A 24,270-nucleotide genomic window follows, 5' to 3' on the forward strand; every position below is an offset into this window, starting at 1 on the left:
ACGCGCGAGCCTATTGTGGCCCGGCATCTCTCCCGCTTGAATGTGTGGAACCGGCCGCCTAGCTGATTCATGTTGCGCTGCGGAACGATCAAGAAGCCGGCGTATTGGAATTCATGCCCATTGCCGGCATCGCGGCCGGCGGGCTCTTCAGGAATTCTTCCCAAGGGGATCCATTGATGACCGCAACTGCCCAGACGCTGCGTCCGCCGTCCCGCACTCTGATGTTTCTGGAAGGGCGCGCGATCCACGAGTTCGGCGCATTCCTCGGCGCGTTGCCGCTGCTGAGCCTCGCGCCGCGTGGCGACGGGCATCCGGTGCTGGTGCTGCCCGGCCTTGTGGCCTCCGATGCCTCCACGGGCGCGCTGCGCACCTTTCTGACCAGCAAGGGCTATGCGGTCAGCGGCTGGCGTCAGGGCCGCAATTACGGCCTGCGCGAGGGCGTGCAGGATGGGATGATCGATCTGGTCGAGGAGCTCAACGATACGCACGGTCGCAAGATCAGCCTGGTCGGCTGGAGCCTTGGTGGCCTCTATGCGCGCCAACTCGCCAAGATGATGCCTGAGCGCGTGCGCCAGGTGATCACCCTCGGCAGCCCCTTCGCGGGTAACCCCCGGTCGACCAATGCCTGGCGCGTCTACGAATGGGCGAGCGGACGGAAGTCCGACGAAGTTGATCCGCGCTTCGGTGGCGAGCTTGCCGTGCCGCCGCCGGTGCCAACCACCGCCATCTTCAGCCGCACCGACGGCGTCTGCGCCTGGCAAGGCTGCATGGAAAAGACCGGCGCGCAGACCGAGAGCATCGAGGTCGACAGCAGCCATTGCGGCATGGGCCATCATCCCGCCGCCGTCTACGCGGTCGCCGACCGTCTCGCGCAGAAGGAAGGCGCGTGGCGGCCGTTCGATCGCAGCGGCTGGCGCAGCCTCGCCTATCCCGATCCGCATCGGTAGCGCGCATCTTCACCTCTCCCCGCTTGCGGGGAGAGGTCGGATCGCTCTCTTGCGATCCGGGTGAGGGGGTACAGGTCTCACGTCGATCTCATTCGAGGAGAGAGGCCCCTCGCCCCAACCCTCTCCCCCCGTAAGAACGGGGAGAGGGAGAGTAAGACCGTCGCTCCCATCCATTGTCCCGCCCGCACCAAACGCGCTATGCCTCGCGCATGGCGCATCCGCTTTCTCGCATCATCGATCAGCTCAAGCGTGAGCCGTCACGTACCGGCTCCATCGTCATCACGATGTTCGGCGATGCCGTCGTGCCGCGCGGCGGCTCGGTTTGGCTCGGCACGCTGCTGGCGTTCTTCGAGGGCCTGGACATCGATGGCAGCGTGGTGCGCACGGCGATGTCGCGCCTTGCGGCCGATGGCTGGCTGACGCGCGAGAAGGTGGGCCGTAACAGCTTTTATCGCCTCGCCGAGAAAGGTCGTGAGACGTTCGAAGCCGCGACGCGTCACATCTACGATCCGCCGCCGTCCGACTGGACAGGCCGCTTCGAGCTGTTGCTGATCGGCAATGGTGAGGATCGCGACGCCTCGCGCGAAGCCGTGCGCAATGCCGGCTTCGGCAGCCCGCTGCCGGGCGTGTGGGTCGCGCCGTCAGGCGTGCCGGTGCCGGAGGAGGCGGCAGGCGCGATCCGTCTCGAAGTCTCGGCCGAGGATGACAGTGGGCGCCGCCTGCTCAGCGCGAGCTGGCCGCTGGAGCGCACCGCCGACGCCTATCTGAAATTCATGAAGACGTTCGAGCCGCTGCGCGCCGCACTCGCGCGCGGCACGGAACTGTCCGAGGCCGACGCTTTCACGGCGCGGATCCTGCTGATCCACTATTACCGCCGTGTCGTGCTGCGCGATCCGCTGCTGCCCGAAAGCCTGTTGCCGGCGGACTGGCCGGGCAGGGCGGCCCGCACGCTCTGCGGCGAGATCTATCGCGCGCTGCTTGCTCCGTCGGAACAATGGCTTGATCGCCATGGGACCAATGAAAAAGGCCCGCTGCCCCCGGCGCGAAAGCTCCTGGAAAGGAGGTTCGAGGCCTGATCTACATGTTACAGAAATATCTTGCATGACATAATTCTTGTTATATATTGCCTCCAACAAAACGGGAGGACTGCGCATGTATACCCAGGCGCTGAATACGGCCGAGACCGACGACCGGGGTCTTGAGGATGCGGTCCGAGCCGCGCAGTTCCAGGCCCGCATCGATGCCGAGGAGCGCATCGAGCCGAATGACTGGATGCCGGCGGCGTATCGCAAGACGCTGACACGTCAGATCTCCCAGCACGCTCATTCCGAAATCGTCGGCATGCTGCCCGAGGGCAACTGGATCACGCGCGCGCCGACCTTGCGCCGCAAGGCTGCGCTGCTCGCCAAGGTGCAGGACGAGTGCGGCCACGGGCTCTATCTGTATGCCGCCGCTGAAACGCTCGGCAGTTCACGCGAAGAACTCGTTGATGCCATGCTCGCGGGGAAAGCAAAGTATTCCTCGATCTTCAACTATCCGACGCTGACCTGGGCCGACATCGGCACCATTGGCTGGCTGGTCGACGGCGCCGCGATCATGAACCAGATTCCGCTATGCCGCTGCTCCTACGGCCCCTATGCGCGCGCGATGATCCGCGTCTGCAAGGAGGAGTCGTTCCACCAGCGCCAGGGCTACGAGATCATGCTCACCCTGTGCCGCGGCTCGGACGAGCAGAAGGCGATGGCGCAGGATGCGTTGAACCGCTGGTGGTGGCCGGTGCTGATGATGTTCGGTCCGCCCGATGCGACCAGCCAGCACAGCGACACCTCGACGAAGTGGAAGATCAAGCGCTTTTCCAATGACGAGCTGCGCCAGAAGTTCGTCGACGCCACTGTGCCGCAGGCGCAATATCTCGGCCTTACTATTCCCGATCCCGGCATGACGCAGGATGCGGACGGGCACTGGCGTTACAGCGAGATCGACTGGACCGAGTTCAAGCAGGTGCTTGCCGGCAACGGTCCCTGCAACCGCGACCGCATGGCCGCGCGCCGCAAGGCACATGATGACGGCGCCTGGGTGCGCGAGGCCGCGGCCGCCTATGCCGCAAAGCGCGCGCAGCGTCAGACCGCACAAGCCGCGGAATAGGGAGATCAATATGGCCACGCCGAACACTCCGTTGTGGGAAGTCTTCATTCGCAGCCGCAACGGGCTCGCGCACAAGCATGTCGGCTCGCTGCATGCGAGCGATGCCACCATGGCCCTGCAAGCCGCCCGCGACATCTACACCCGGCGCGGTGAGGGCCTGTCGATCTGGGTCGTGCCGTCGACCGCGATCACCGCGAGCGACCCCGCCGAGAAGGGCATGATGTTCGAGCCGGCGGAATCGAAGATCTACCGGCATCCGACCTTTTACGAGGTGCCCGAGGAAGTGGGGCACATGTGATGCCCACTGCAAACATCCAGGTCTCCGAAACGCCGCTGGTGCTCTACGCCCTGCGCCGTGCTGACGATGCGCTGATCCTCGGTCACCGGCTGTCGGAATGGTGTGGGCACGCGCCGATGCTGGAAGAGGACATGGCGCTCTCCAACATCGCGCTCGACCTCATCGGCCAGGCGCGCGAGCTTTACAGCTACGCCGCCAAGGCCGAAGGCGGGAATAACGACGAGGACAAGCTCGCTTACCTGCGGGATGTCAGGCAGTACCGCAATCTGCTGCTGGTCGAGCAGCCGAATGGCGACTTCGCCCAGACGCTGGTGCGACAGTTCTTCTATTCCGCCTTCGCCGACCTCTATTGGCGCGCGATGATGACCTCGCGCGATACGACGCTCGCCGCGATCGCCGCGAAGTCGGAGAAGGAGAGCGCCTATCATCTGCGTCATGCCTCGGAATGGATCATCCGGCTCGGCGACGGCACGGACGAGAGCCACGCACGCGCGCAACGGGCGATCGATCACCTCTGGGCCTTTACCGGCGAGATGTTCGCCGTCGATGACGGCGAGCGCGCGCTGATCCACGCCGGTATCGCTATCGATCCCGGCACCTTGCGCGGCCGCTGGCTGACGACGCTCTCCGATGTCATCAGTGAAGCAACGCTTCGACTGCCTGAGAACGACTGGATGCAGCAGGGTGGCCGTGCCGGCCGCCATAGCGAGCATCTCGGCCACCTCCTGTCCGAGCTGCAATCGATGCAGCGCACGTTTCCGGGGCAGACATGGTGACGATGCTGGAGCGCGACAGCGAGCTGCACCAGCGCGCCTGGGACGCCGCGGCGAGCGTGGTCGACCCTGAGATTCCGGTGTTGACCATCGCTGATCTCGGTGTGCTCCGCGACGTTACCCTCGATGGTGACCATGTCGAGGTCGCGATCACGCCGACCTATTCGGGCTGCCCGGCGATGAACATGATCGCGCTCGAAATCGAGATCGCGCTGGAACGCGCCGGCTTTCGCCGTTCGAAAGTGCGGACCGTGCTGTCGCCGGCCTGGACCACAGACTGGATGAGCGAGGAAGGCCGTCAGAAGCTGCGCGCCTACGGCATCGCGCCGCCGCAATCTTCACACTCGCGCCGCGCGCTATTTGGCGAACAGACGGTGGCGTGTCCGCAATGCGGCTCGGACAAGACCGAACTGCTGTCTGAATTCGGCTCGACATCCTGCAAGGCGCTGTGGCGCTGCAAGGCTTGCCGCGAACCCTTCGATTACTTCAAGTGTCATTGACCATGTCAGCAGCCGCACCGCGTTTTCACCGCCTTGCCGTCAACGACCTCCGCCGGGAGGCATCCGACGCCGTCTCGATGACTTTCGCCATCCCCCGCGAACTTGCCGGCGACTATGCTTTCAGTCCCGGCCAGTACCTCACGCTGCGCACCACGCTCGATGGCGAGGAGGTGCGCCGCTCCTATTCGATCTGCTCCGGCCCTGACGACGGCGAGATCCGCATTGCCGTGAAGAAAGTCGACGGCGGCGCGTTTTCGAGCTGGGCCGCGGACGAGCTGAGACATGGCGACGAGCTCGACGTGATGACGCCGACGGGCCGTTTTGGCGTGATCCCTCCGGCCGAGGCCGGACGCATCCATGTCGGCTTTGCCGCAGGCTCCGGCATCACGCCGATCCTGTCGATCGTCAAGGGCGTGCTGGCACGCGAGCCGGACAGCCGCTTCTTCCTGTTCTACGGCAACCGCGCGACCGACAACATCATGTTCCTGGAGGCGCTCGAGGAGCTGAAGGATCGCTTCATCGACCGCCTGTCCATCTTCCACGTCATCTCCGGCGAGGAGCAGGACATCCCGATCCTGCATGGCCGGCTCGATGGCGAAAAGGTGAGGGTGCTGCTGCGCTCGCTGGTGCCAGCCGAGAGCGTCGACCACGTCTTCATCTGCGGTCCATCTGGCATGAGCGAAGACATCGAGGCGACCTGCCGCAACCTGGGCATCGCCGATGATCGTATCCATGTCGAGCGTTTCGTTTCGGAGTTCGGCGGCAAGCCGCGACCGAAAAAGACCGTGGCACCCGATGCGCCGCCCAAGGCGATCGCCTCGCTGATCATTGACGGCAAACGCCGCGACGTGCCGGTCGCCGAGGACGAGGCCATCCTCGATGCCGCGCTGCGCGCCGGTGTCGATCTGCCCTTCGCCTGCAAGGGCGGCATGTGCTCGACCTGTCGCGCCAAGCTGGTCGAGGGCGAGGCGCCCATGGACATCAACTATTCGCTGGAGCCCTGGGAGCTGAAGGCCGGCTTTGTTCTGACCTGCCAGGCCAAGCCGTCGTCCGAGCGGGTCGTGGTCGACTACGACCACGTTTGACAGCCTTGACCATCAAGCAGAACATCATGAGCAAAGAGTTCGCCGGGAGAAGCGCGTGAACGTCAAAGCCGCCCTGTCGCCTGAAGATGCTGCCCGCGCCTGCGCTGATGCGATGTGGGCGGAGGACGATGCGTCCAAGGGCCTCGGCATGGAGATCGTGGAGATCGGCCCGGGCTTTGCGACGCTGGCCATGACGGTGCGGCCGGACATGGTCAACGGTCAGCGCATCGCCCATGGCGGCTTCATCTTCACGCTAGCCGATTCCGCCTTCGCTTTTGCCTGCAACTCCCACAATGACCGTGTCGTCGCGGCGCAGGGGCAGATCACGTTTATCAAGCCGGGCAAGCTCGGCGACCGTCTCGTCGCCAAGGCGCGCGAGGTGACCCGCGGTGGCCGCTCCGGCATCTATGATGTGCGCGTCATGGCAGGCGATACCGTCATTGCTGAATTCCGTGGGCATTCGCGTGTCATTCCCGGCGCGTGGCTGCCGACGCAAGATCAATAAAGAGAAGAACACATATGTGGGGAAACGAGTATGGCTTCGACGAAGCTGAAGGACGACGGCCGCAGCTATAGGGCCGAGATGGATGCACAGGAGCGCGCCTCACGCGATGAGATCATGGCGCTGCAGACGCAGCGGCTGGCCTGGTCGCTGAAGCACGCCTATGACAACGTCGCGCATTACCGCAAGGCTTTTGACAAGGCTGGGGTGCATCCCTCGGACTTTCGCGAGCTCTCCGATCTCGCAAAGTTTCCGTTTACGGTGAAGACGGACCTGCGCGACAACTATCCCTTCAACATGTTCGCCGTGCCGCGCGAAAAACTGGTGCGCGTGCATGCCTCCTCTGGCACGACGGGCAAGCCGATCGTGGTCGGTTATACCCAGCGCGATATCGACACCTGGTCGGATGTGATGGCGCGCTCGATCCGCGCCGCCGGCGGCCGCAACGGCATGATCATCCACAATGCCTACGGTTATGGCCTGTTCACCGGCGGGCTCGGTGTGCATTACGGTGCCGAGAAGCTCGGCTGCACGGTGGTTCCGATCTCCGGCGGAATGACCGAGCGGCAGGTGCAGCTTATCAACGACTTTCGGCCTGACATCATCACGGTGACGCCGAGCTACATGCTGGCGATCCTCGACGAGTTCAAGCGCCAGAAGCTCGATCCGCGCCAGTGCTCGCTCAAGGTCGGCATCTTCGGGGCCGAGCCCTGGACCAACGCCATGCGCGGCGAGATCGAGGACGCCTTCGACATGGACGCGACCGACATCTACGGCTTGTCCGAGGTGATCGGCCCCGGCGTCGCGCAGGAATGCATCGAGACCAAGGACGGCTTGCACATCTGGGAGGACCATTTCTATCCCGAAGTGATCGACCCCGAGACCGGCGCGGTGCTGCCTGACGGCGAGAAGGGCGAGCTGGTGTTCACCTCGCTGACCAAGGAAGCTTTCCCTGTGATCCGCTATCGCACCCGCGACCTGACGCGGCTGCTGCCGGGCACGGCGCGGCCGGGCATGCGGCGGATGGAGAAGGTGACGGGCCGCTCGGACGACATGATCATCCTGCGCGGTGTCAATTTGTTCCCGACCCAGATCGAGGAGGTGCTGCTCGCGACCGACTGGTGCGGCGGCCACTTCATCCTGGAGCTGACCCGCGAAGGACGCATGGACGAGCTGACCATCATCGCCGAGGCGCGGCCCGAAAGCTGGGACGGTCGCGGGCTTGTCGACCATGCCGACCGGATTTCAACTCACATCAAGAACACGATCGGCGTCAGCTCGAGGGTCCAGGTGGTCGCGCCGGCGACGCTGGAGCGCTCGCTCGGCAAGGCCAAGCGGCTCTACGACAAGCGGCCCAAGGACTGACCAAGGACTGACTTGACGGATTGACTTGACCGCCCCCAAAGGCGACAAGGCCCGCGAGAAATCCCGGGTCTTTCCATGTCACCAGCCGATCCCAAAACTGTCGAAGCACGCTGCGTTCGCCTCACCGCCAAGGCCGAGAACGCCGCCGCGCTTGCTCCGACCGTGGAGCGTCACACGCTCGCGCGTGGGCCGAACGATCTGCTGATCGAGGTGAAGGCCGCGGCCGTCAACCCGTCCGACGTCAAGGCTGCGACCGGGCTGATGCCCTATGCCGTTTTCCCGCGCACGCCGGGCCGCGACTACGCCGGCGTGGTGATCGACGGCCCCGCCGGTACGATCGGCCGCGAGGTGTTCGGCTCTTCAGGCGATCTCGGCATCCGCCGCGATGGCACGCACGCGAGTCATCTCGTCGTCGAAGCCGATGCCGTGGTGGAGAAGCCGAAAACGGTGTCCTGGGAGGAGGCCGCCGGCATCGGCGTGCCCTTCGTCACCGCCATGGAAGGTTTTCGCCGCGCCGGCATTCCGAAACCGGGCGAGACCGTGCTTGTGTTCGGCGTCAACGGCAAGGTCGGTCAGGCCGCAGTGCAGATCGCGACCTGGCAAGGCGCGCGCGTCGCCGGCGTGGTCCGCAAGGCCGAGGCCTATGAGGGTCACAGCAATGCGCCAATCGAGGTGATCGATGCATCCGCCGTCGATGTCGCCACACGCGTGCGCGAACTGACCGGCGGCAAGGGTGCCGACATCGTCTTCAACACGGTCGGCGATCCCTATTTCCAGGCGGCACACAAATCACTCGGCTTGCGCGGCCGCCAGATCCTGATCGCCGCGATCGACCGCATCGTGCAGTTCAACATCCTCGAATTCTATCGCGGCCAGCATACCTATGTCGGGATTGATACGCTCGGCCTGTCGTCCGCGGCGACGGGCGCGGTGCTGCGCGATCTTGGCCATGGCTTTGCGAGCGGTCAGTTGAAGCCGTTCCCGATCAAGGCGGGTGCGATCTATCCGCTGGAGCGCGCGAAGGAGGCCTATGTTGCTGTCGCGGGCTCCTCGCGCGATAGGCTTATCCTGAAGCCGTGACGATGGAAACCACCCAACTCGTCATCCTCGCCGGCCTCGTCATTGGCCTCTTCTATGGTTCCGTCGGCCTGCTCAGCGGCTTCTGCCTGATGAGCAGCATGCGCGGATGGCTGGCGGAGGGAGACGGACGGCTTGTGCGCTCCTATGCACTGGCGATCGCAGTCGCGATTACCGCGAGCCAGCTCCTCGCCGGTTACGGCATGGTCGATCTCGGCAAGTCGATCTATCTGCAACAGACTTTTTCGGTGCCGGTGCTGTTCCTGGGCGGCCTGCTGTTCGGGTACGGCATGGTGCTGTCGAACGGCTGCGGCTCGCGCGCGCTGGTGCTGCTTGGGCGCGGCAATCTCCGCTCCTTCGTCGTGGTGATCGTGCTCGCCATCGCCGCCCAGATGACGCTCAAGGGCCTGATCGCGCCGGCGCGTATCGCGCTGGTTCAGGCCTCGCAGATCACCGTCAACGCGACTTCTGTGCCGTCGGTGCTCGCGACGCTCGGTGTCACGGAGGTGGTTTCGCGCGCGCTGGCCGCGACCGTGATCGTCGTTGCGCTGATTCTGTTTGCCTTCGCCCATCCGGCATTCCGTCGCTCGCCGGGCCAGATCGCGGCGGGCATTATTGTGGGCCTTCTCGTTGCCGGCGGCTGGTACGTCACCGGCTATCTCGGCGCCGACGACTTCAATCCCGTCCCGGTGACCTCACTCACCTTCATCGCGCCAATCGCCGATAGTCTGCAATATGCGATGCTCTCGACCGGGCTGACGCTCAACTTCGGCATTGCGACGGTTGGCGGGGTCTTTGCCGGCAGCCTGGTTACCGCCCTCGTCACCGGTCGCTTCAAGCTCGAAGGCTATTCCTCGCCGCGTCACATGCTGCGCTCTGCCGGTGGGGCTGCGCTGATGGGGATCGGCGGCGTGATGGCGTTTGGCTGCTCGATCGGGCAGGGGCTCACCGGCGTCTCGACGCTTGCCGTCGGTTCGTTCATCGCAGTCGCCGGCATCCTGCTCGGCACGACGGCAGGCCTGCGCGGCACCTTGCGCGTTCAGCCGCTCGCGGTCGCCTGACGGCGCAACATCCGGTCGCCCAGAGTCGCAAGGCCAATTCCGGTCACGATCAGCGCGGCCGCGACGACGAGGCTGATGTCGATCGGCTCGCCCAGCAGGATCGCCGCGCTGGCGATGCCGACGAGCGGTGTCCCCGTGGTGCCAAGCGCCGTCGTCAGCGCCGAGATGCTCTTGTTGACCATCGACATCGCCCAATAGGCGAGCGCCGTCCCGATCAGGCCGGAATACAGGAACAGCAGCACAAGCTTCCACGACCATTCCGCGTGCGGCAGGCCATCGGTGATGACAGCCAATGCGGTGAGCACGATGGTCGCGACCAGCACCTGCCAGATCAGGAGCTGGAGCGGAGAGCCGATCCAGCGATGCGCCCGGAGATAGATGATGTTCGCGGCCCAGGAGATCGCGGCGAGGATCACCATGCCGGCGCCGAGCAGGACGTTGCGATTGGCCCAGTCGATGGATGTGGGGTTCAGGATGACGGCAAGCCCGACCAGGCCGAACAAGGCGCCGGCAAGCTTGGGTGCCGTCAGCGTATCCTTGCCGTGCATGGGCGCGGCGATCGCAACCCAGAGCGGCGTGGTGTAGCCGAGCACGACGGCCTTGCTCGCAGGCAGGAAGCGCACGCCGGCTGCAACCAGGACGGAGAATATCGTCATGTGCAGCAGCGCCACGCTGAGGATGACAGGGATGTCGCGCCGCTCCGGGATCACCAGATTGTTGCTCAGCCTGAGGATCACGAACAATCCGGCCAGCGCGATCCAGCTGCGGATCGCCGACGTCCAGAGGGGCGGCAGGAATTGCACGAGCTGCTTGGTCATCGACCAGTTCACGCCCCAGGCCAGCACGACGATCAGGAACAGGCCGATGGCGGCGCGGGGAGACAAAGAAGAGTTCATCGCAAGGTCCTTGAAGCAGTCCGATGCGGTGGATAGCATTCAAGCTGGCACCTGAAAAAGTGCCAGATTGGAAAGGAATAGAGTGCCAGTATCGGACAGCATGATCTCCGGCCTGATCGACCTGAACCGCGCCGACGATGAGGGGCTGGTGGCGCAGTTGACGAGCCAGCTTCGCGGCCTGATCGCGGCCGGCCGTATCGCCAAGGGTCGCGCGCTGCCGTCGAGCCGCCAGCTTGCGAGCGATCTCGGTGTCTCCCGCAACACCGTCACCTATGCGTTCGAGCAGCTTGCCGCGGAGGGATATCTTGCGGCGTCGCATGGACGTCGTCCTGTGGTGACAGTCGACGGCGGCGAGCGCATCGAGGGCGCGGGCGTTGCCGCATCTGGCGTGCGCTCAGCGAGGCCGCAGCTCTCGCCCTGGGCCTCAAAGCTCAAGCAGACCGACTGGCCGATGTCCTATCAGGCGCTGCTCAAGCCGTTGCGACCGGGGCATGGAGATGCACGGGAGTTTCCGAACGAGGTCTGGGCGCGGTGCCTGCGCCGCAGCGCCGTGCACGCCGCCAAGCGTGAGCTTGGTCCGGTCAATCGCACACGGCTGCGCGAGGCGCTGGCGCATTACCTGGCGACCAGCAGAGGCGTTCGCGCAGCAGCGGACCAGATCATGATCCTGCCGAGCGCGCAGGCCGCGCTGACTCTGATCGCAGCCGTGCTCATCACGAAGGGGGACGCGGTCTTGGTCGAGGATCCCGGTTATCCCGGCGCCGCGGCCGCCTTCCGCGCGTCCGGCGCGCGCGTCATCGGCATCAGGCTGGATGAGCAGGGCATGCAGCCGATGCCCGGAATGGCCGCGCCAAAGCTCGTCTTCATGACGCCATCGCATCAGCACCCGACTGGACGGCTGATGTCGCTGGCCCGCCGCACCGCGTTTCTCGGATCAAGCAGGCCCGGCAGGACCTGGATCGTCGAGGACGATTACGATGGCGAATTCCACTATGACAGCCGCCCGGTCCCGGCCCTGCAAGGGCTCGATGCCCATGGCCGCGTGTTCTATGTCGGCACCTTCTCGAAGGCGATGACGTCGGATATCCGGCTTGGCTATCTCGTCGTGCCTCCGGCGCTGGTCGGCACATTCGAGATCGCGCAGCGGCACATCGGGCTGATCGCATCCAGTCACATCCAGGAGGCGCTCGCCGAGTTCATCGCCGACGGGCATTTCCTCGCACATCTGCGCCGGATGCGCCGGCTCTATCATTGCAGGCGCGATCATCTCGTCGCCGGACTGGAACGCCATCTCGGCGAGGTGCTCACGGCCGAGGTGCCCTCGGGCGGCATTCAGCTCGTCGCCCGGCTCAGGCGTGGTCGCGCCGATCAGGCTGTGGTGAAGCGGCTGGTCGAGGCCGGCGTCGAAACGCGCGCCTTGTCGAGCCTGGCGCTCGGAAAGCCGCGCGATCATGGCCTGCTGCTCGGCTTTGCGGCCTGGCGCGAGAGCGAGATCAGCGCGGCGGTGCGAGCGATGGCGGCGTGCTTCTAGTCCACGGCCCTGGTGACGATGCGAATCTCCGACGTCAGCGTCCGGTGCACCGGGCACTTGTCGGCGATCTCCATCAGCTTCTTGCGCTGCTCGGCATCGAGCGCGCCGTCCATCGCGATATCGCGCTCGATCTGGTCGAGCATGCCGTCGCGCGTCTCGCATTCCGCGCAGTCCTTGGCATAGATCTTGGAATGCTTCAGCGTGACGGTGACGCGGTCGAGCGGCAGCGATTTGCGGTCGGCATAGAGGCGCATGGTCATGGAGGTGCAGGCGCCGAGACCGGCGAGCAGGAAGTCATAGGGCCCGGGACCGGCATCCTCGCCGCCAGCGGCTTTCGGCTCGTCCGCCACGAGATGATGAGGCCCGACGGTGATGAGCTGGTTGAACTTGCTCTTGCGGGTCTCCTGCACCACGACTCTGCGCGGCTCTTCCGCACGATCCATCACTTTCGCAGGCTTTGCCACGTCGACGTAGCGGCTGGCCCAGGCGGCGATCACGTCGGCCGCATAGAGCGCATCTGCCGGCTTGGTCAGGAGATGATCGGCATGGTCGAGCGAGACGAAGCTCTTGGGATGCCTGGCCGCAACGAAGATCTTGGTCGCGTTGTCGATGCCGACGGTGTCGTCCACAGGCGACTGCATCACCAGCAGCGCCTTGTGCAGGCCGGTGACGTCCTTCATCAGCTCGTGCTCGACGATGTCATCGAGGAACTCACGCTTGATCCGGAATGGTCGACCCGCAAGCGACACTTCGACCTCGCCCTTCTCTCGGATCGCATCCACATGTTCCCTGAACAGGCCGGTGACATGAGCAGGGTCGGAAGGTGCTGCGATCGTCACAACCGCCTTGGCCTCCGGAATCTTGCCGGCTACCGCCAGGATCGCGGCACCCCCCAGGCTATGGCCGATCAGGATCGACGGTGCCTTGCGGGTCGTGCGGAGATGATCGGCGGCGCGCACGAGGTCGGCGACGTTCGATGAGAAAGTCGAATTGGCGAAATCGCCTTCGCTGGAGCCGAGCCCGGTGAAGTCGAAGCGCAAGACCGCGATGCCCTTGGCGGCGAGCGCGACCGAGATGCGCTTAGCTGCCAGCGTGTCCTTGCCGCAGGTGAAGCAGTGCGCGAACAGCGCGTAGGATGAGGGCTCGCCGTCCGGCAGCTCCAGCGCCGCCGCGAGTTGATGGCCGCCTTCACCCGTGAATTGGAAGCGTTCCGTCGGCATGGGCTTCCCCTTGATTGCTCGAGCCTAGTCTCCTGAATAGCGCTGTTCGGCCCAGGGATCGCCGCGATTATGATAGCCGCGGACTTCCCAAAAACCCGGCGCATCCTCAGTCACGAATTCGATGGCCTGCAGCCATTTGGCGCTCTTCCAGAAGTACAGATGCGGCACGACGAGCCTGACAGGGCCGCCATGCTCGTCCGACAGCGGCTGGCCCGACCAGCTATGGGCCAGCAGCGCATCCTCGGCGGCAAAGTCTTCCAGCGCGAGGTTGGTGGTGTAGCCGTCATAGGAATGCAGCACCACGAAGCGAGCATCGTCGCGTGGTTGGCAGGCCGCAAGCAGCTCACGCGTGGCGAGCCCTTCCCACTGATTGTCGTAGCGCGACCAGGTTGTCACGCAATGGATGTCGGAGGTGAACTGGTCCTGCTTTTGCGCCGCGAACTCGGCGTAGGTCCAGAATATGGGGTTCTCGACCGCGCCGTAGACGTCCAGCCGCCAGCGCTCGCGCGACACAGGCGGCACCACACCGAGATCGAGCACCGGCCAGTCCTTGGTCAGATGCTGTCCGGGCGGCAGCCGCTGCTCCTCGGGGCGCGTAATTTTGCCGGTGAGGAAGCGGCCCTCGCGCGCCCACTTCTGTTTGGTGCGGGTCAGCTTGCTGTCGGGCGGCTCGTTGTCGTCGGCCATGATCTGCTCGAAGTCAGCTACTCGTGGCGGTGCATCGCGGATTCGCGCTTGGTGTCACGCATGGTGGAATAGATGATCAGCGACAGGAAGATGACACTGGCGAGATAGTAGTAGAACCACTGCTCATGGCCGATGGTCTTGAAATAGAGCGCGATCGCCGGCGCCGTGCCGCCGAAGATCGAGACTGTGATCGCATAGGGCAGGCCGACGCCCAACGCGCGGACATTGGTCGGGAACAGCTCGGCTTTCACCACGGCGTTGATCGAGGTGTAGCCGGCAACGAACAGCCAGGCGCAGCAGATCAGGATGAACGCCATGAACGGCGATTTGGTCTCCTTCAGCGTCATCAACAGCGGCACCGTCGCGAGCGTGCCTGCGACGCCGAAGAAGATCAGCAGCGGCTTGCGGCCGATCTTGTCGGAGATCGCGCCGTAGATCGGCTGCAGGATCGTCGCGAAGATCAGCGTGCCGAAGATCACGAAGGTGGTCTGGTCCTCGGTCAGCCCGACCGACAGCTTCACGAAGGTCTGCATGTAGGTGGTGAAGGTGTAGAATGCCGCAGTGCCGCCGGCGGTGAGGCCGACCACAAGCAGCAGCTCGCGGGGGTAGCGCAAGAGATTGGTGATCGAGCCGGTCGGCTTCACCACCTTCTTGGCTTCCTCGAAGGCCTCGGTCTCATGCAGGTTGCGCCGCATCACCGCGGCAAAAATCGCAAGCGCCGCGCCGATCGCAAACGGAATACGCCAGCCCCAGGTTTTCAGCTCATCTGGCGTGAGGAAGACCTTTTGCAGGAGCAGCAGCACGATAATCGCGGTCAGCTGGCCGCCGATCAGCGTGACGTACTGGAAGCTCGAGTAGAAGCCGCGATGCTTGGGATCGGCGACCTCGCTCAGGTAAGTGGCGCTGGCGCCGTATTCGCCACCTAAGCTCAGGCCCTCGATGACGCGGGCGAGCGCCAGGATGACCGGCGCAGCGAAGCCGATCGTCGCGTAGGTCGGGGTCAGCGCGATGATCAACGAGCCGAAGCACATGAACACGACCGACAGCGTCAGCGAGATGCGCCGGCCGTAATGGTCGGCGAGGTAGCCGAAGAACCAGCCGCCCAGGGGGCGCATCAGGAATGTCGCCGCGAATATCACGGCGGCATTCAATTGCTGAACCACGGGGTCGTTGCCCGGAAAGAAGGCCGGGGCGAAATACAGCGCGAACGCCGTATAGGCGTAAAAGTCATACCATTCGACGAGATTGCCGATGGAGCCGATGAAGATCGCCTTGATGCGCCGCTCGGCGTCGGCGATGTCGAAATGGTCGGAGGCCGGTTTGATTGCTTGCTCTGTCACGTCCGGCCTCCCAGAAATCCATTGTCTGGGAGCCTACATCGCCTTTCCCAGCAGAAATGGCAACTGGCGGGGTCCCCGCACCGTGCCCTGCGACCAGGTCACGGTCCCGCCAGGATCGAGTCGGAAGTCCGGAATCCGCTTCAGCCATTCCTCAAGCGCAACCTGCATCTCCATCCGCGCCAGGTTGGAACCGACGCAGCGGTGGATGCCGAGGCCGAAGGCGGCATGGCGATTCTCCCGGCGATCGATCACGACCTTGTCGGCGTCCGGAAACATTTTTGGGTCCCGGTTGGCGGCCGGGAAGGACAGCAGCACCATGTTGCCCGCCTTGACCGGACAGCCCGAGACCGTGGTCTCCTTGACCACCTCGCGAGCCATCGTCACCGGCGAATAGGCGCGCAGCAGTTCCTCCACGGCGGTGGGAATCAGCTCTGGCTCCGCGATCAGCCGCTCGCGGTCGGCCGGCGTGCGAGCGAGATGCCACAGCGAGGAGCCGATCGCGCTCCAGGTGGTGTCGATCCCGGCGATCAGGAGCAACCGCAGCGAGCCCAGCACGTGCGACTCTTCCAGCGGCTGGCCCTCCTTGTCCTTGGCATTCATCAGATAGGAGATGAGGTCGTTGGTCGGCTTCGACCGGCGCTCCTCGATATGCGCCCTGAAGTAGTCGCTCATCTCGTGCACAGCCTCGAGCAGCTTGGTCTCGTCCTTGATGCCGACCTCCAGGATCATGTGGATCCAGTTGATGAAGAGGTCGCTGTCGCTCTCGGGGATGCCGAGCATGTGCGCGATGGCCCGAACCGGGATGTATTTGGCGTAGCGCGCGGCGGCGTCGACCTTGCCATCGGCAATGAACCCGTCGATCAGCTCGTTGCAGATCGCCCGCATCCGCGGTTCCAGCTTCTTCATCGCATCCGGCGTGAAAGGCGGCAGCAGCAACTGCTTGGCCGGCTTGTGCACGGGTGGATCCGAGGTGATCGGCGGGGCCGCGTTCCTGGCGACCTCGGGCCGGACGTCGCGGACGATAATGCGGCGCGAGGAGAAATGTTCGGTGTCGTTGGCGATCTCGCGCACGGCTTCATAGGTCGTCGGCATGTAGCAGCCGAGAAAGCGCTCCGTGTGCACGACGGGGCTCGCGGCGCGCAGCTCCTCCCAGATCGGGAAGGGATCGTTCGTCCATTGCGGGTCGGTGTGGTCGAAATCGTTGATCCAGTCGGTGACGGGCGGATGGGCGACAGGCTGGCTGACGTCGGACATGGCTGGAAATCCCTTGAATATCCCTTAGGGCTCGTTCGCTTGGGGCTCGTTCCCTTGGGGCTCGTGTTCGCTGAAGGTACGCAAAGCGCGCGCGGGCAGGGGCCGCGCGCTACTCCTCGATCACATCGATCGCGATTTCCGGGCAATTGGATTTGGCAAGCCAGGCCTTGTCCTCGAGGCCCGGCGGAACCGTGCCATCTCCGACCTCATGGGCGTTGCCGTATTCGTCGAGCTCGAACAGCTCCGGCGCCAGCGCCTTGCAGCGCGCGTGGCCCTGGCATTTGTCGGGATCGACGTGAACTTTCAGTCGCGCTGCCATTGCGGCTCCCTCGGTCGTGTGCGCGTCGCCCGAAGGGCCACGCGTTCCTCTTGTCTATTGTCCGCGGCATTTGCGGCTCATTCTAAGTTATAGCATATTACATTCGCGACAGGCTTCCCCTGTCAAGCGCAAACTTATAGGCTTGCCCGCAACATGCGATCACAACTCGCCCGCAAGCCCGAGAACACCTACCACCATGGCGATCTCCGTGACGCCCTGATCAAGGCTGCGTTGCGCGAGGCGGAGCAGGGCGGGGCGGAAGCGATCAGCATCAAGGCCCTCGCAAAGCAGCTCGGCGTCTCACAGCCGGCGCCCTACCGTCATTTTGCCGACCGCGAGGCATTGCTGACCGCGGCGACGGCGGAGGCGTTCCGGCAGTTCAGCGCGATGTTGCGCGACGCCATGATGAAGCCGTCGAAGCAATCGAAATTGTCACGGCTGGCGCAGGCAACGCTCGATTTCGGTCTGCGCCGTAACGGTGTCTACCGTTTGATGTTTGCGTCCCGCACCGTCTCATGCGCGGCCAAGGGCAGCGAGCTGCACGAGGCCACCCGGGAGACCTTTGCGCTCGTGATCGAAGCGCTGGAGGCGCCCGCGGTCGGCTATTTGCGCGAACGGCAGGCGCTCAAGATCTGGGCGGCGCTACATGGCGTGGTGATGCTGGCCGAGCAAGGCCTGTTCACCGGCGAGGCCGCGCATGCCACGCGCGAGGAACTGGTCGAGGATTTTGTCAACGAGACGAAGGCCGCGCTCGCTGTTGCGATCAAGGATGCGCAGCGTCGCAAGAAGGCGGGCGCTTAGGCCTTCGCCTTCAGCAGCCCCATCAGCTTCGCGACGGCGCTGTCCGGCGTCGTCACGACGGGGCGGCCGGTGGCTTCCGCGACCAGGGGCGCTGATGATGCGATGCTGAACTGGGCCAGCGCGATCACCTCGCAATCGCGCAGATCCTTCGACGCTTCGACGATCAGCCGGTCGTGGGTCGAGCGGTCGCCGCGATCGAGTGCGGCCAGCGCGCCCTCGGCAAGTTTCGGCACGATCTGGACGGAGGTCGGAAACTCCGGCGGCATCGAGACCAGCGTCGGCGGGAAGGTGGAGAGCAGGCCGATGCGCTTGCCCATCGTCACCGCCCGTTCGATCATGGCTTCGTTCGGTTTGAGCACCGGCATCGGCGAATGCGCCCGGGCGACGGCCTCGATGCAGGGGCCGAAGGCCGAACAGGTGAACAGGATCGCGTTTGCCCCCGTAGCTGCGGCGTAATCGCCGAGCGCAAGAAAGCGCTCGGTCATGGCGTCGTTGAGCTTGCCGTCGCGCGCCAGATCCGCCGACAGGCTGTCGTCGAGCAGGTTCATCAGCCGCGCCTCCGGCCACGCTTGTGCGAACGCCGCCTCGATCGGGGCGATGGAGTGCTTAAGGGCGTGGATCAGGGCGATGCGAGGAGACGTCGTCATTGAGCGTGACTACCTGGGAGGTCTTGTGCCCCGGACGCAGCGCAATGCGAAGTATTGCGCTGCAGAGCCGGGGCCCATTGTAGTTGCTGGGTCCCGGCTCTGCGCAGCGGCGTTGCACGCCGCAGCGCGTCCGAGACACGGGAAGATGTCTACTTGAACGGCACCGCGTACATCAAGCCGCCCTTGCTCCAGAGGCCGTTGAGGCCGCGCTCGAGCTTGAGCGGGCTCGCCTTGCCGACGTTGCGCTCGTAGATCTCACCGTAATTGCCGGTGGCCTTGATCACCGTGACCAGCCATTTGTTGTCCAGCCCAAGCCGCGAGCCGAGATCGCCGGTGGCGCCGAGCAGGCGCTGGATGGCGGGGGTCTGCGACTTCGTCATCTCGTCGACATTGGCCTGGGTGACGCCAAGCTCCTCGGCTTCGATCAGGCCGTAATGCAGCCAGGTGACGATATCGCTCCAGACCTCGTCGCCGTTGCGGGTGAAGGGGCCGAGCGGCTCCTTGCTGATGGTCTGCGGCAGCACGACGTAATCGGCGGGGTTCGGCGCCGCGGTGGTGACGGCACCGGCGAGCGCCGAGGCGTCCTGGGTCATGGCGTCGCAGCGGCCGCCAAAGAAGGTCTGGTACATGGTGTCGACGCGGTCGAACACCAGCGGCTTCCAGTCGATGTTGTTGGCGCGGCCGTAATCGCCGAGCGTCACTTCATGGGTCGTTCCCTGCGCGACGCAGACGGTCGCGCCCTTGAGATCCTTGATCTCCTTCACGCCGAGGTCTTTCTTCACGACGAAGCCCTGGCCGTCGTAGAAATTGATCGGGCCCTGGCGCAGACCGAGCGTGACGCCGCGCAAGTACGTCTGCGTCGAATTGCGGTAGAGCACATCAATCTCGCCGGACTGCAGCGCGGTGAAGCGGTTCTGCGCGGTCAGCGAGACGTAGCGCACCTTGTTGGGGTCGCCGAGCACGCCGGCGGCGAGCGCACGACAGTAGTCGACGTCGAGGCCCTTGTAATTGCCCTGCGAGTCCGGTGCCGAGAAGCCGGCAAAGCCGGCGCTGACGCCGCACACCAGCGTGCCGCGGCTCTTGACCGTGTCCAGCGTCGCCGCCTGGGCGATCACCGTCGATGCCGCGAGCACGCCCGCTGCGATAACCATTTTCCTCATCATGCTACTCTCCCCTCAGTGATTGACACTACGCAACACAACGTCGACGGCCGTGCCGAGCTTGTCGACGATCTGGTCGATCTCATCCGCGGACGCGATATAGGGCGGCGCCAGCAGCACATGGTCGCCGCGGACGCCATCCACGGTGCCGCCGCCGGGATAGCAGCCGAGCCCATTGGTGAACGCTTCCGCCTTGATCTTCTGGTGCAGCTTGAGCGCCGGATCGAACGAGGTGCGGCTGGCGCGGTCGGCGACGAGCTCGATCGCCCAGAACAGGCCACGTCCCCTGATGTCGCCGACATGGCGGTGATTGCCGAAGCGCTCCGTGAGCCGCTGCTCGAGCTGCTTGCCGCGCTGCTTCACTTGCTCGAGCAGATTGTCTTCGCGGATCACGTCCTGCACCGCGAGCGCCGCCGCGCAGGCGAGGGGATGCGCGAGATAAGTATGGCCGTGTTGGAACGCGCCGGAGCCGGCGCGGATCGTGTCGATGATCCTGCCACTTGCCAGCATTGCGCCGATCGGCTGGTAGCCGCCGCCGAGACCTTTTGCGATCGCCTGGATGTCGGGCACAATGCCTTCCTGCTCCCAGGCATGCGTGGTCCCGGTGCGACCCATGCCGCTCATGACCTCGTCGAGGATCAGCAGCGCGCCATGCCGGTCGCAGATCTCGCGAACCGCCTTGAAGTAACCGTCGGGTGCGGTCACCGCGCCGGCGGTGGCGCCGACGACGGGTTCGGCCAGGAACGCGGCGACCGTGTTGGGACCAAGTCGCTGAAACTCGGCTTCGAGCTCGGCCGCAAGCCGGGCCACGAACTGCGCATCGGATTCACCCTCGTGCTTCTCGTGATAGGCAAAGGCCGGCGTCACATGGCTGAAAGCGGCCGAGAGCAGCGGCGCATAGGGCGCGCGGCGCCAGGCATTGCCGCCGGCGGCGAGCGCGCCGAGCGTGTTGCCGTGGTAACTCTGCCGCCGTGCGATGAAATGCTGCCGCTGCGGCTCGCCGCGCTCGATGAAATATTGCCGCGCGAGCTTGATGCTGGCCTCGATCGCTTCCGATCCGCCGCTGACGAAATAGGCGTAAGCGAGACCACCGGGCTCATGGCCGACCAACGTCTCGGCGAGCGCCTCGGCGGGTTCGGAGGAGAAGAAAGCAGTGTGCGCATAAGCAAGGGTCGAAGCCTGCTTTGCCATCGCTGCGATCACACGGGGATGCTGATGGCCGAGGCAGGACACGGCCGCGCCGCCGGAAGCGTCGATGATGCGACGGCCGTCCTCGGCAAACAGATAGACGCCTTCGCCGCCGATCGCCTTGGGCGGCGTCTCGCGCAGCGAGCGGTGCAGCACGCGGCTTGTGCGGGTGCTCATGGGTCAACCTTTCTCTGAAACGTAGGTGGAGGCCGCCGCGAGCCTCGCCTCGGTATTTTCCAGGCGCTTCTTGGCGGCCGTGCCGCCGAGCGAGAACGTTACTGCCGCAAGCGACTGCGCGATCGCAATTGCGCCGGTGAGGCTCGGAAAGAAGCCGGGGGAAGAGGCCGCTTCGAACAGAAGCACGTGATCGGCGCCTTCGGCCATCGGTGCCGAGAGGCTGTCGGCGATGGCGATCAGCGTCGCACCTGCACGATGGGCCGCTTGCGCAACACGGACGCTCGCATTTGTGTAAGGCAGAAAGCCAACGACGATGACGGCCTCGCCGGGACGGAAAGCCCCGAGATCCAGATCGTCGGGGCCCGAGGTGCCGACGATCTGCACCTGTTCGGGCCGGAACAGCCTGAGCTCGTAATTGAGCAATTCCGCAACGCTGCGGCAGCTGCGATAGCCCGCAATCCAGATCCGCTTTGCATCATGCAGCGTGCGGGCCGCGTCCGCGATCGCCTGCGCGGAGATGCACGGCAGGCCCGCAGCTTCGGCCTCGAGCTTATCGGTGATGAGTGCGACATCGGCGTTCGGGCCGTGGCGGCTGGTCTTGGCGCGGCCGGAGAAGGGCGAGGTCGGGGACGGCCGGCGCGCCTCGGTCAGCGCGGCGCGCAACTCGTCCCAGCCGGAATAGCCGATCGCCTTCGCAAGCCGCGTGAAAGCGGCGGGATCGGCGCCGGCCTCCGCCGCGAGATCGCGCATCGAGCGGGTGGTCGCGTCGTAATCATTGGCCGCAACAAATCGCCCGACCTCCTGCAAGCGCAGGGGGAGCGATGGCAACGCAATGCGCAGTTCGCTCAAAGGCGAGGATTTCGCTGATACGGCCATGAAACATTTGTTGCATGAATGCACGTTTGGTGCAACAGTTGATGCGCGCCGCCGGAAATCGCTGTTTTCAGGAAGGATTTTTGTGCTGTGACCTCAGATGATCCCAGGCCGCCGCCGCGCCACAGCTTTTTCGGTGCGCTCGGGCCAAACGAGCTGAAGGGCCTGTTTTGGCAGGTGCTGGTGGTCGGCATTGCCGTCGCCATCGTCGTCTTCCTCTGGTCCAACACCGTCACCAACCTCTCGGCCCGCCGCATCACCACCGGCTTTGCCTTTCTCGGCCGCGAGGCCAGCATGCCGATTGCCGACAGCCTGCTCGCGTATAATCCGAGGGACAGCTACCTCTGGGCCTTCGTCGTCGGCGTCGCCAACACGCTACGCGTCGCGGTGATCGGCATCGTGCTTGCGACCATTCTGGGGACGCTGATCGGCGTCTCGCGGCTGTCGGCGAACTGGCTGCTGTCGCGACTCGCCGCTCTCTACGTCGAAGTCCTGCGTGACATCCCGCTGCTGCTTCAGCTGCTGTTCTGGTACGTGCTGATGCAGGGTTTGCCGGCGGCGCGCGCGGCGTGGCGGCCGCTCGACGGCGTGTTCCTCTCCAATCGCGGCCTGATCCTGCCGGCGATCCCGATCGGCATGCCGCAACTCTGGGTGCTCGGCACGTTCGTGTTGGGTTTCATCGCATTCCTTGCTATCGGGCGATGGCTGGTCGCGCAGCAGATGCGTGATGGCAAGCCGCGGCCGGCGTGGCCCTTTGCGCTTGGTCTCATTGTCGTGCTGCCGGCCGCTGTGTCGTTGTTGCTTGGCGTGTCCTGGACGATCGAATGGCCGCAACTGCGCGGCTTCAATTTCGTCGGAGGGTTGACGCTCGCGCCGGAATATTTCGCGCTGTTGATCGCGCTCGTCACCTACACTTCGGCCTTCATCGCCGAGATCGTGCGCAGCGGCATCCAGTCGGTGCCGCGCGGGCAGTGGGATGCCGCCAGCGCGCTCGGCCTGCGCCGCAGCTTCATGCTGCGGCAGATCATCCTGCCGCAGGCTTTGCGCGTGATCGTGCCGCCGATGACGAGCCAGTACCTCAATCTGACCAAGAACTCGTCGCTTGCGGTCGCGATCGGTTATCAGGACGTGGTCTCGGTCGCCAACACCACGTTGAACCAGACCGGGCAGGCGATCGAGGTGATTTCGCTGATCATGGCCGTCTTCCTCACCATCAGCCTCGGCATCAGCTTTTTCATGAACTGGTTCAATGCGCGCATCGCGCTGGCGGAGCGCTGAGCATGACGGCGATCACTGACATGCCCGACCTGCCGCGCGCCGCCCGCCGTCCGCAAATCGGCAACCCGGTGCTGCGGTGGCTCCGCACCAACCTGTTCTCGTCGATCCCCAACGGTATCCTCACGATCATCCTGCTGGCGATACTGGCGAAAGGCGTGATTGGCTTCGTGCAATGGGGAATTGCGCATGCTGTCTGGCTCACGCCGGCCAATGATTCCAGCGCTTGCAAGGCGGTCCGCGGCTTAGGTGCCTGCTGGGCGATCATTCCTGAAAAGTACCGCTTCATCCTGTTCGGCACCTATCCGTTCGACGAGCAGTGGCGGCCCGCGTTGTCGGTCGCGCTGTTCATCGCGCTGTTCTATCTCTCCAGCCGCCGCACGCTGTGGCGGCGTGAGCTCGCGTTCCTCTGGATCGGTGCGCTGGCGCTGATCAGCGTGCTGATGTGGGGCGGCGTGTTCGGGCTGTCGTTCGTCTCGCAGGACCGCTGGGGCGGATTGCCGGTGACACTGATCCTGGCGACGTTCGGATTGGCGTTCGGTTTTCCGCTCGGCATCCTCGTCGCGCTCGGCCGGCGCTCGAAGCTGCCGGCGATCCGTTCGCTCTCGGTGCTGTATGTCGAACTGATCCGTGGCGTGCCGCTGGTCAGCCTTCTGTTCATGGCGAGCGTGATGTTCCCGCTGTTCATGCCCAGCGGCTTCAACATCGACAAGCTGCTGCGCGCCCAGATTGCGATCATCCTGTTCGCAGGCGCCTATCTGGCCGAAGTGATCCGCGGCGGTCTCCAGGCCGTGCCGCGCGGGCAGTATGAGGCAGCGGACGCGCTCGGCCTGTCCTACTGGCGCAAGCACCGGCTGGTCGTGCTGCCGCAGGCGATCCGCCACGTCATCCCGCCGCTGGTCAACACCTTCATCGCGTTCTTCAAGGACACCAGCCTGGTGCTGATCATCGGCATCTTCGACCTGCTGACGACGGCCAAGACCGCCATCATCGATCCGGCCTGGCAGCAATTCTCGGTCGAGGTCTACATTTTCGTCGCCGCGATCTATTTCGTGTTCTGCTTCGCGATGTCGCGCTACAGCCGCAGCCTGGAGGCGACGAGCGGGAGGTGAGGCCAGGTGTCCCGGACAAGGTGCAGCGCGCAAGCGT

At 64.8% G+C, this 24,270-nt stretch carries 25 protein-coding genes; 15 read left to right on the plus strand and 10 right to left on the minus strand.

Annotated features, from left to right (window positions below; translation table 11 throughout):
* The first annotated feature begins 176 nt into the window (after positions 1 to 176).
* The 11 genes from L6637_RS10980 (at position 177) to L6637_RS11030 (ending at position 9,753) form a co-directional block, all read left to right on the plus strand.
* Positions 177 to 947, plus strand: a complete 771-nt coding sequence (locus tag L6637_RS10980; RefSeq protein WP_237863695.1) for an esterase/lipase family protein — start codon at positions 177 to 179, stop codon at positions 945 to 947.
* Positions 948 to 1,156: 209 nt separating this feature from the next.
* Positions 1,157 to 2,023 carry a phenylacetic acid degradation operon negative regulatory protein PaaX gene (gene paaX / locus L6637_RS10985; protein WP_237870568.1) on the plus strand — a complete coding sequence of 289 codons (867 nt, stop codon included), beginning with the start codon at positions 1,157 to 1,159 and terminating at the stop codon, positions 2,021 to 2,023.
* Positions 2,024 to 2,099: 76 nt separating this feature from the next.
* A complete protein-coding gene (gene paaA, locus L6637_RS10990; protein WP_237870570.1) occupies positions 2,100 to 3,092 on the plus strand; it encodes a 1,2-phenylacetyl-CoA epoxidase subunit PaaA in 993 nt (330 codons plus the stop codon).
* 10 nt (positions 3,093 to 3,102) lie between these two features.
* Positions 3,103 to 3,390 carry a 1,2-phenylacetyl-CoA epoxidase subunit PaaB gene (paaB, locus tag L6637_RS10995; protein ID WP_008136594.1) on the plus strand — a complete coding sequence of 96 codons (288 nt, stop codon included), beginning with the start codon at positions 3,103 to 3,105 and terminating at the stop codon, positions 3,388 to 3,390.
* Entirely contained in the window at positions 3,390 to 4,166 is a 777-nt protein-coding gene (gene paaC, locus L6637_RS11000; protein ID WP_237863698.1) for a 1,2-phenylacetyl-CoA epoxidase subunit PaaC, read from the plus strand. The genes paaB and paaC overlap by 1 nt, the downstream gene beginning before the upstream one ends.
* A complete protein-coding gene (gene paaD, locus L6637_RS11005; protein WP_237870572.1) occupies positions 4,160 to 4,663 on the plus strand; it encodes a 1,2-phenylacetyl-CoA epoxidase subunit PaaD in 504 nt (167 codons plus the stop codon). Before paaC ends, paaD begins: the two co-directional genes overlap by 7 nt.
* A 2-nt stretch (positions 4,664 to 4,665) precedes the next feature.
* Positions 4,666 to 5,748, plus strand: a complete 1,083-nt coding sequence (gene paaE / locus L6637_RS11010) for a 1,2-phenylacetyl-CoA epoxidase subunit PaaE (RefSeq protein ID WP_237870574.1) — start codon at positions 4,666 to 4,668, stop codon at positions 5,746 to 5,748.
* 55 nt (positions 5,749 to 5,803) lie between these two features.
* On the plus strand, positions 5,804 to 6,253 hold the full coding sequence (gene paaI / locus L6637_RS11015; RefSeq protein WP_237870576.1) for a hydroxyphenylacetyl-CoA thioesterase PaaI: 450 nt from the start codon (positions 5,804 to 5,806) through the stop codon (positions 6,251 to 6,253).
* 30 nt (positions 6,254 to 6,283) lie between these two features.
* On the plus strand, positions 6,284 to 7,615 hold the full coding sequence (paaK, locus tag L6637_RS11020) for a phenylacetate--CoA ligase PaaK (RefSeq protein WP_237863702.1): 1,332 nt from the start codon (positions 6,284 to 6,286) through the stop codon (positions 7,613 to 7,615).
* Positions 7,616 to 7,690: 75 nt separating this feature from the next.
* Positions 7,691 to 8,695, plus strand: coding sequence for a quinone oxidoreductase family protein (locus tag L6637_RS11025; protein WP_237870578.1), 1,005 nt, complete (start codon positions 7,691 to 7,693; stop codon positions 8,693 to 8,695).
* 2 nt (positions 8,696 to 8,697) lie between these two features.
* Positions 8,698 to 9,753, plus strand: coding sequence for a YeeE/YedE family protein (locus L6637_RS11030; protein ID WP_237870580.1), 1,056 nt, complete (start codon positions 8,698 to 8,700; stop codon positions 9,751 to 9,753).
* Here the strand turns inward: L6637_RS11030 and L6637_RS11035 are convergent.
* Complete coding sequence (locus L6637_RS11035; protein WP_237863705.1) at positions 9,732 to 10,649, minus strand: DMT family transporter; 918 nt, start codon at positions 10,647 to 10,649, stop codon at positions 9,732 to 9,734. The two genes, L6637_RS11030 and L6637_RS11035, sit on opposite strands and share 22 nt — an antisense overlap.
* A 100-nt stretch (positions 10,650 to 10,749) precedes the next feature.
* Here L6637_RS11035 and pdxR point away from each other — a divergent pair, with 100 nt between their 5' ends.
* Positions 10,750 to 12,180, plus strand: a complete 1,431-nt coding sequence (gene pdxR, locus L6637_RS11040) for a MocR-like pyridoxine biosynthesis transcription factor PdxR (protein ID WP_237870714.1) — start codon at positions 10,750 to 10,752, stop codon at positions 12,178 to 12,180.
* Here pdxR and L6637_RS11045 read toward each other — a convergent pair.
* The 5 genes from L6637_RS11045 to L6637_RS11065 all read right to left on the minus strand — a co-directional run bounded on the left by L6637_RS11045 (position 12,177) and on the right by L6637_RS11065 (position 17,000).
* A complete protein-coding gene (locus L6637_RS11045) occupies positions 12,177 to 13,400 on the minus strand; it encodes a bifunctional alpha/beta hydrolase/OsmC family protein (RefSeq protein WP_237870582.1) in 1,224 nt (407 codons plus the stop codon). The two genes, pdxR and L6637_RS11045, sit on opposite strands and share 4 nt — an antisense overlap.
* Before the next feature lie 24 nt (positions 13,401 to 13,424).
* Complete coding sequence (locus tag L6637_RS11050) at positions 13,425 to 14,087, minus strand: sulfite oxidase-like oxidoreductase (RefSeq protein ID WP_237863707.1); 663 nt, start codon at positions 14,085 to 14,087, stop codon at positions 13,425 to 13,427.
* 17 nt (positions 14,088 to 14,104) lie between these two features.
* On the minus strand, positions 14,105 to 15,427 hold the full coding sequence (locus L6637_RS11055) for an MFS transporter (RefSeq protein ID WP_237863708.1): 1,323 nt from the start codon (positions 15,425 to 15,427) through the stop codon (positions 14,105 to 14,107).
* A gap of 33 nt (positions 15,428 to 15,460) precedes the next feature.
* A complete protein-coding gene (locus L6637_RS11060) occupies positions 15,461 to 16,681 on the minus strand; it encodes a cytochrome P450 (protein WP_237863709.1) in 1,221 nt (406 codons plus the stop codon).
* A gap of 109 nt (positions 16,682 to 16,790) precedes the next feature.
* Positions 16,791 to 17,000 carry a ferredoxin gene (locus L6637_RS11065; protein WP_237863710.1) on the minus strand — a complete coding sequence of 70 codons (210 nt, stop codon included), beginning with the start codon at positions 16,998 to 17,000 and terminating at the stop codon, positions 16,791 to 16,793.
* Between the two features lie 153 nt (positions 17,001 to 17,153).
* On the opposite strand from L6637_RS11065, the gene L6637_RS11070 reads away from it, so the two are divergent.
* Positions 17,154 to 17,801, plus strand: coding sequence for a TetR/AcrR family transcriptional regulator (locus L6637_RS11070; protein ID WP_237863711.1), 648 nt, complete (start codon positions 17,154 to 17,156; stop codon positions 17,799 to 17,801).
* Here the strand turns inward: L6637_RS11070 and L6637_RS11075 are convergent.
* The 4 genes from L6637_RS11075 to L6637_RS11090 form a co-directional block, all read right to left on the minus strand.
* On the minus strand, positions 17,798 to 18,448 hold the full coding sequence (locus L6637_RS11075; protein WP_237870584.1) for an aspartate/glutamate racemase family protein: 651 nt from the start codon (positions 18,446 to 18,448) through the stop codon (positions 17,798 to 17,800). The two genes, L6637_RS11070 and L6637_RS11075, sit on opposite strands and share 4 nt — an antisense overlap.
* 149 nt (positions 18,449 to 18,597) lie before the next feature.
* Complete coding sequence (locus L6637_RS11080) at positions 18,598 to 19,611, minus strand: amino acid ABC transporter substrate-binding protein (RefSeq protein WP_237863713.1); 1,014 nt, start codon at positions 19,609 to 19,611, stop codon at positions 18,598 to 18,600.
* A gap of 12 nt (positions 19,612 to 19,623) precedes the next feature.
* On the minus strand, positions 19,624 to 20,973 hold the full coding sequence (locus L6637_RS11085) for an aspartate aminotransferase family protein (protein ID WP_237870586.1): 1,350 nt from the start codon (positions 20,971 to 20,973) through the stop codon (positions 19,624 to 19,626).
* A 3-nt stretch (positions 20,974 to 20,976) separates the two neighbouring features.
* On the minus strand, positions 20,977 to 21,849 hold the full coding sequence (locus L6637_RS11090) for a MurR/RpiR family transcriptional regulator (protein ID WP_237863715.1): 873 nt from the start codon (positions 21,847 to 21,849) through the stop codon (positions 20,977 to 20,979).
* Positions 21,850 to 21,936: 87 nt separating this feature from the next.
* Here L6637_RS11090 and L6637_RS11095 point away from each other — a divergent pair, with 87 nt between their 5' ends.
* Positions 21,937 to 23,124 (plus strand): amino acid ABC transporter permease, encoded by a 1,188-nt coding sequence (locus tag L6637_RS11095; protein ID WP_237870588.1) that lies wholly within the window; start codon positions 21,937 to 21,939, stop codon positions 23,122 to 23,124.
* Positions 23,125 to 23,126: 2 nt separating this feature from the next.
* Complete coding sequence (locus L6637_RS11100; protein WP_237863717.1) at positions 23,127 to 24,233, plus strand: amino acid ABC transporter permease; 1,107 nt, start codon at positions 23,127 to 23,129, stop codon at positions 24,231 to 24,233.
* Positions 24,234 to 24,270: the final 37 nt, after the last annotated feature.

It is taken from the genome of Bradyrhizobium zhengyangense (genome assembly GCF_022012435.1).
In the GTDB taxonomy this organism is placed as follows: domain Bacteria; phylum Pseudomonadota; class Alphaproteobacteria; order Rhizobiales; family Xanthobacteraceae; genus Bradyrhizobium; species Bradyrhizobium zhengyangense.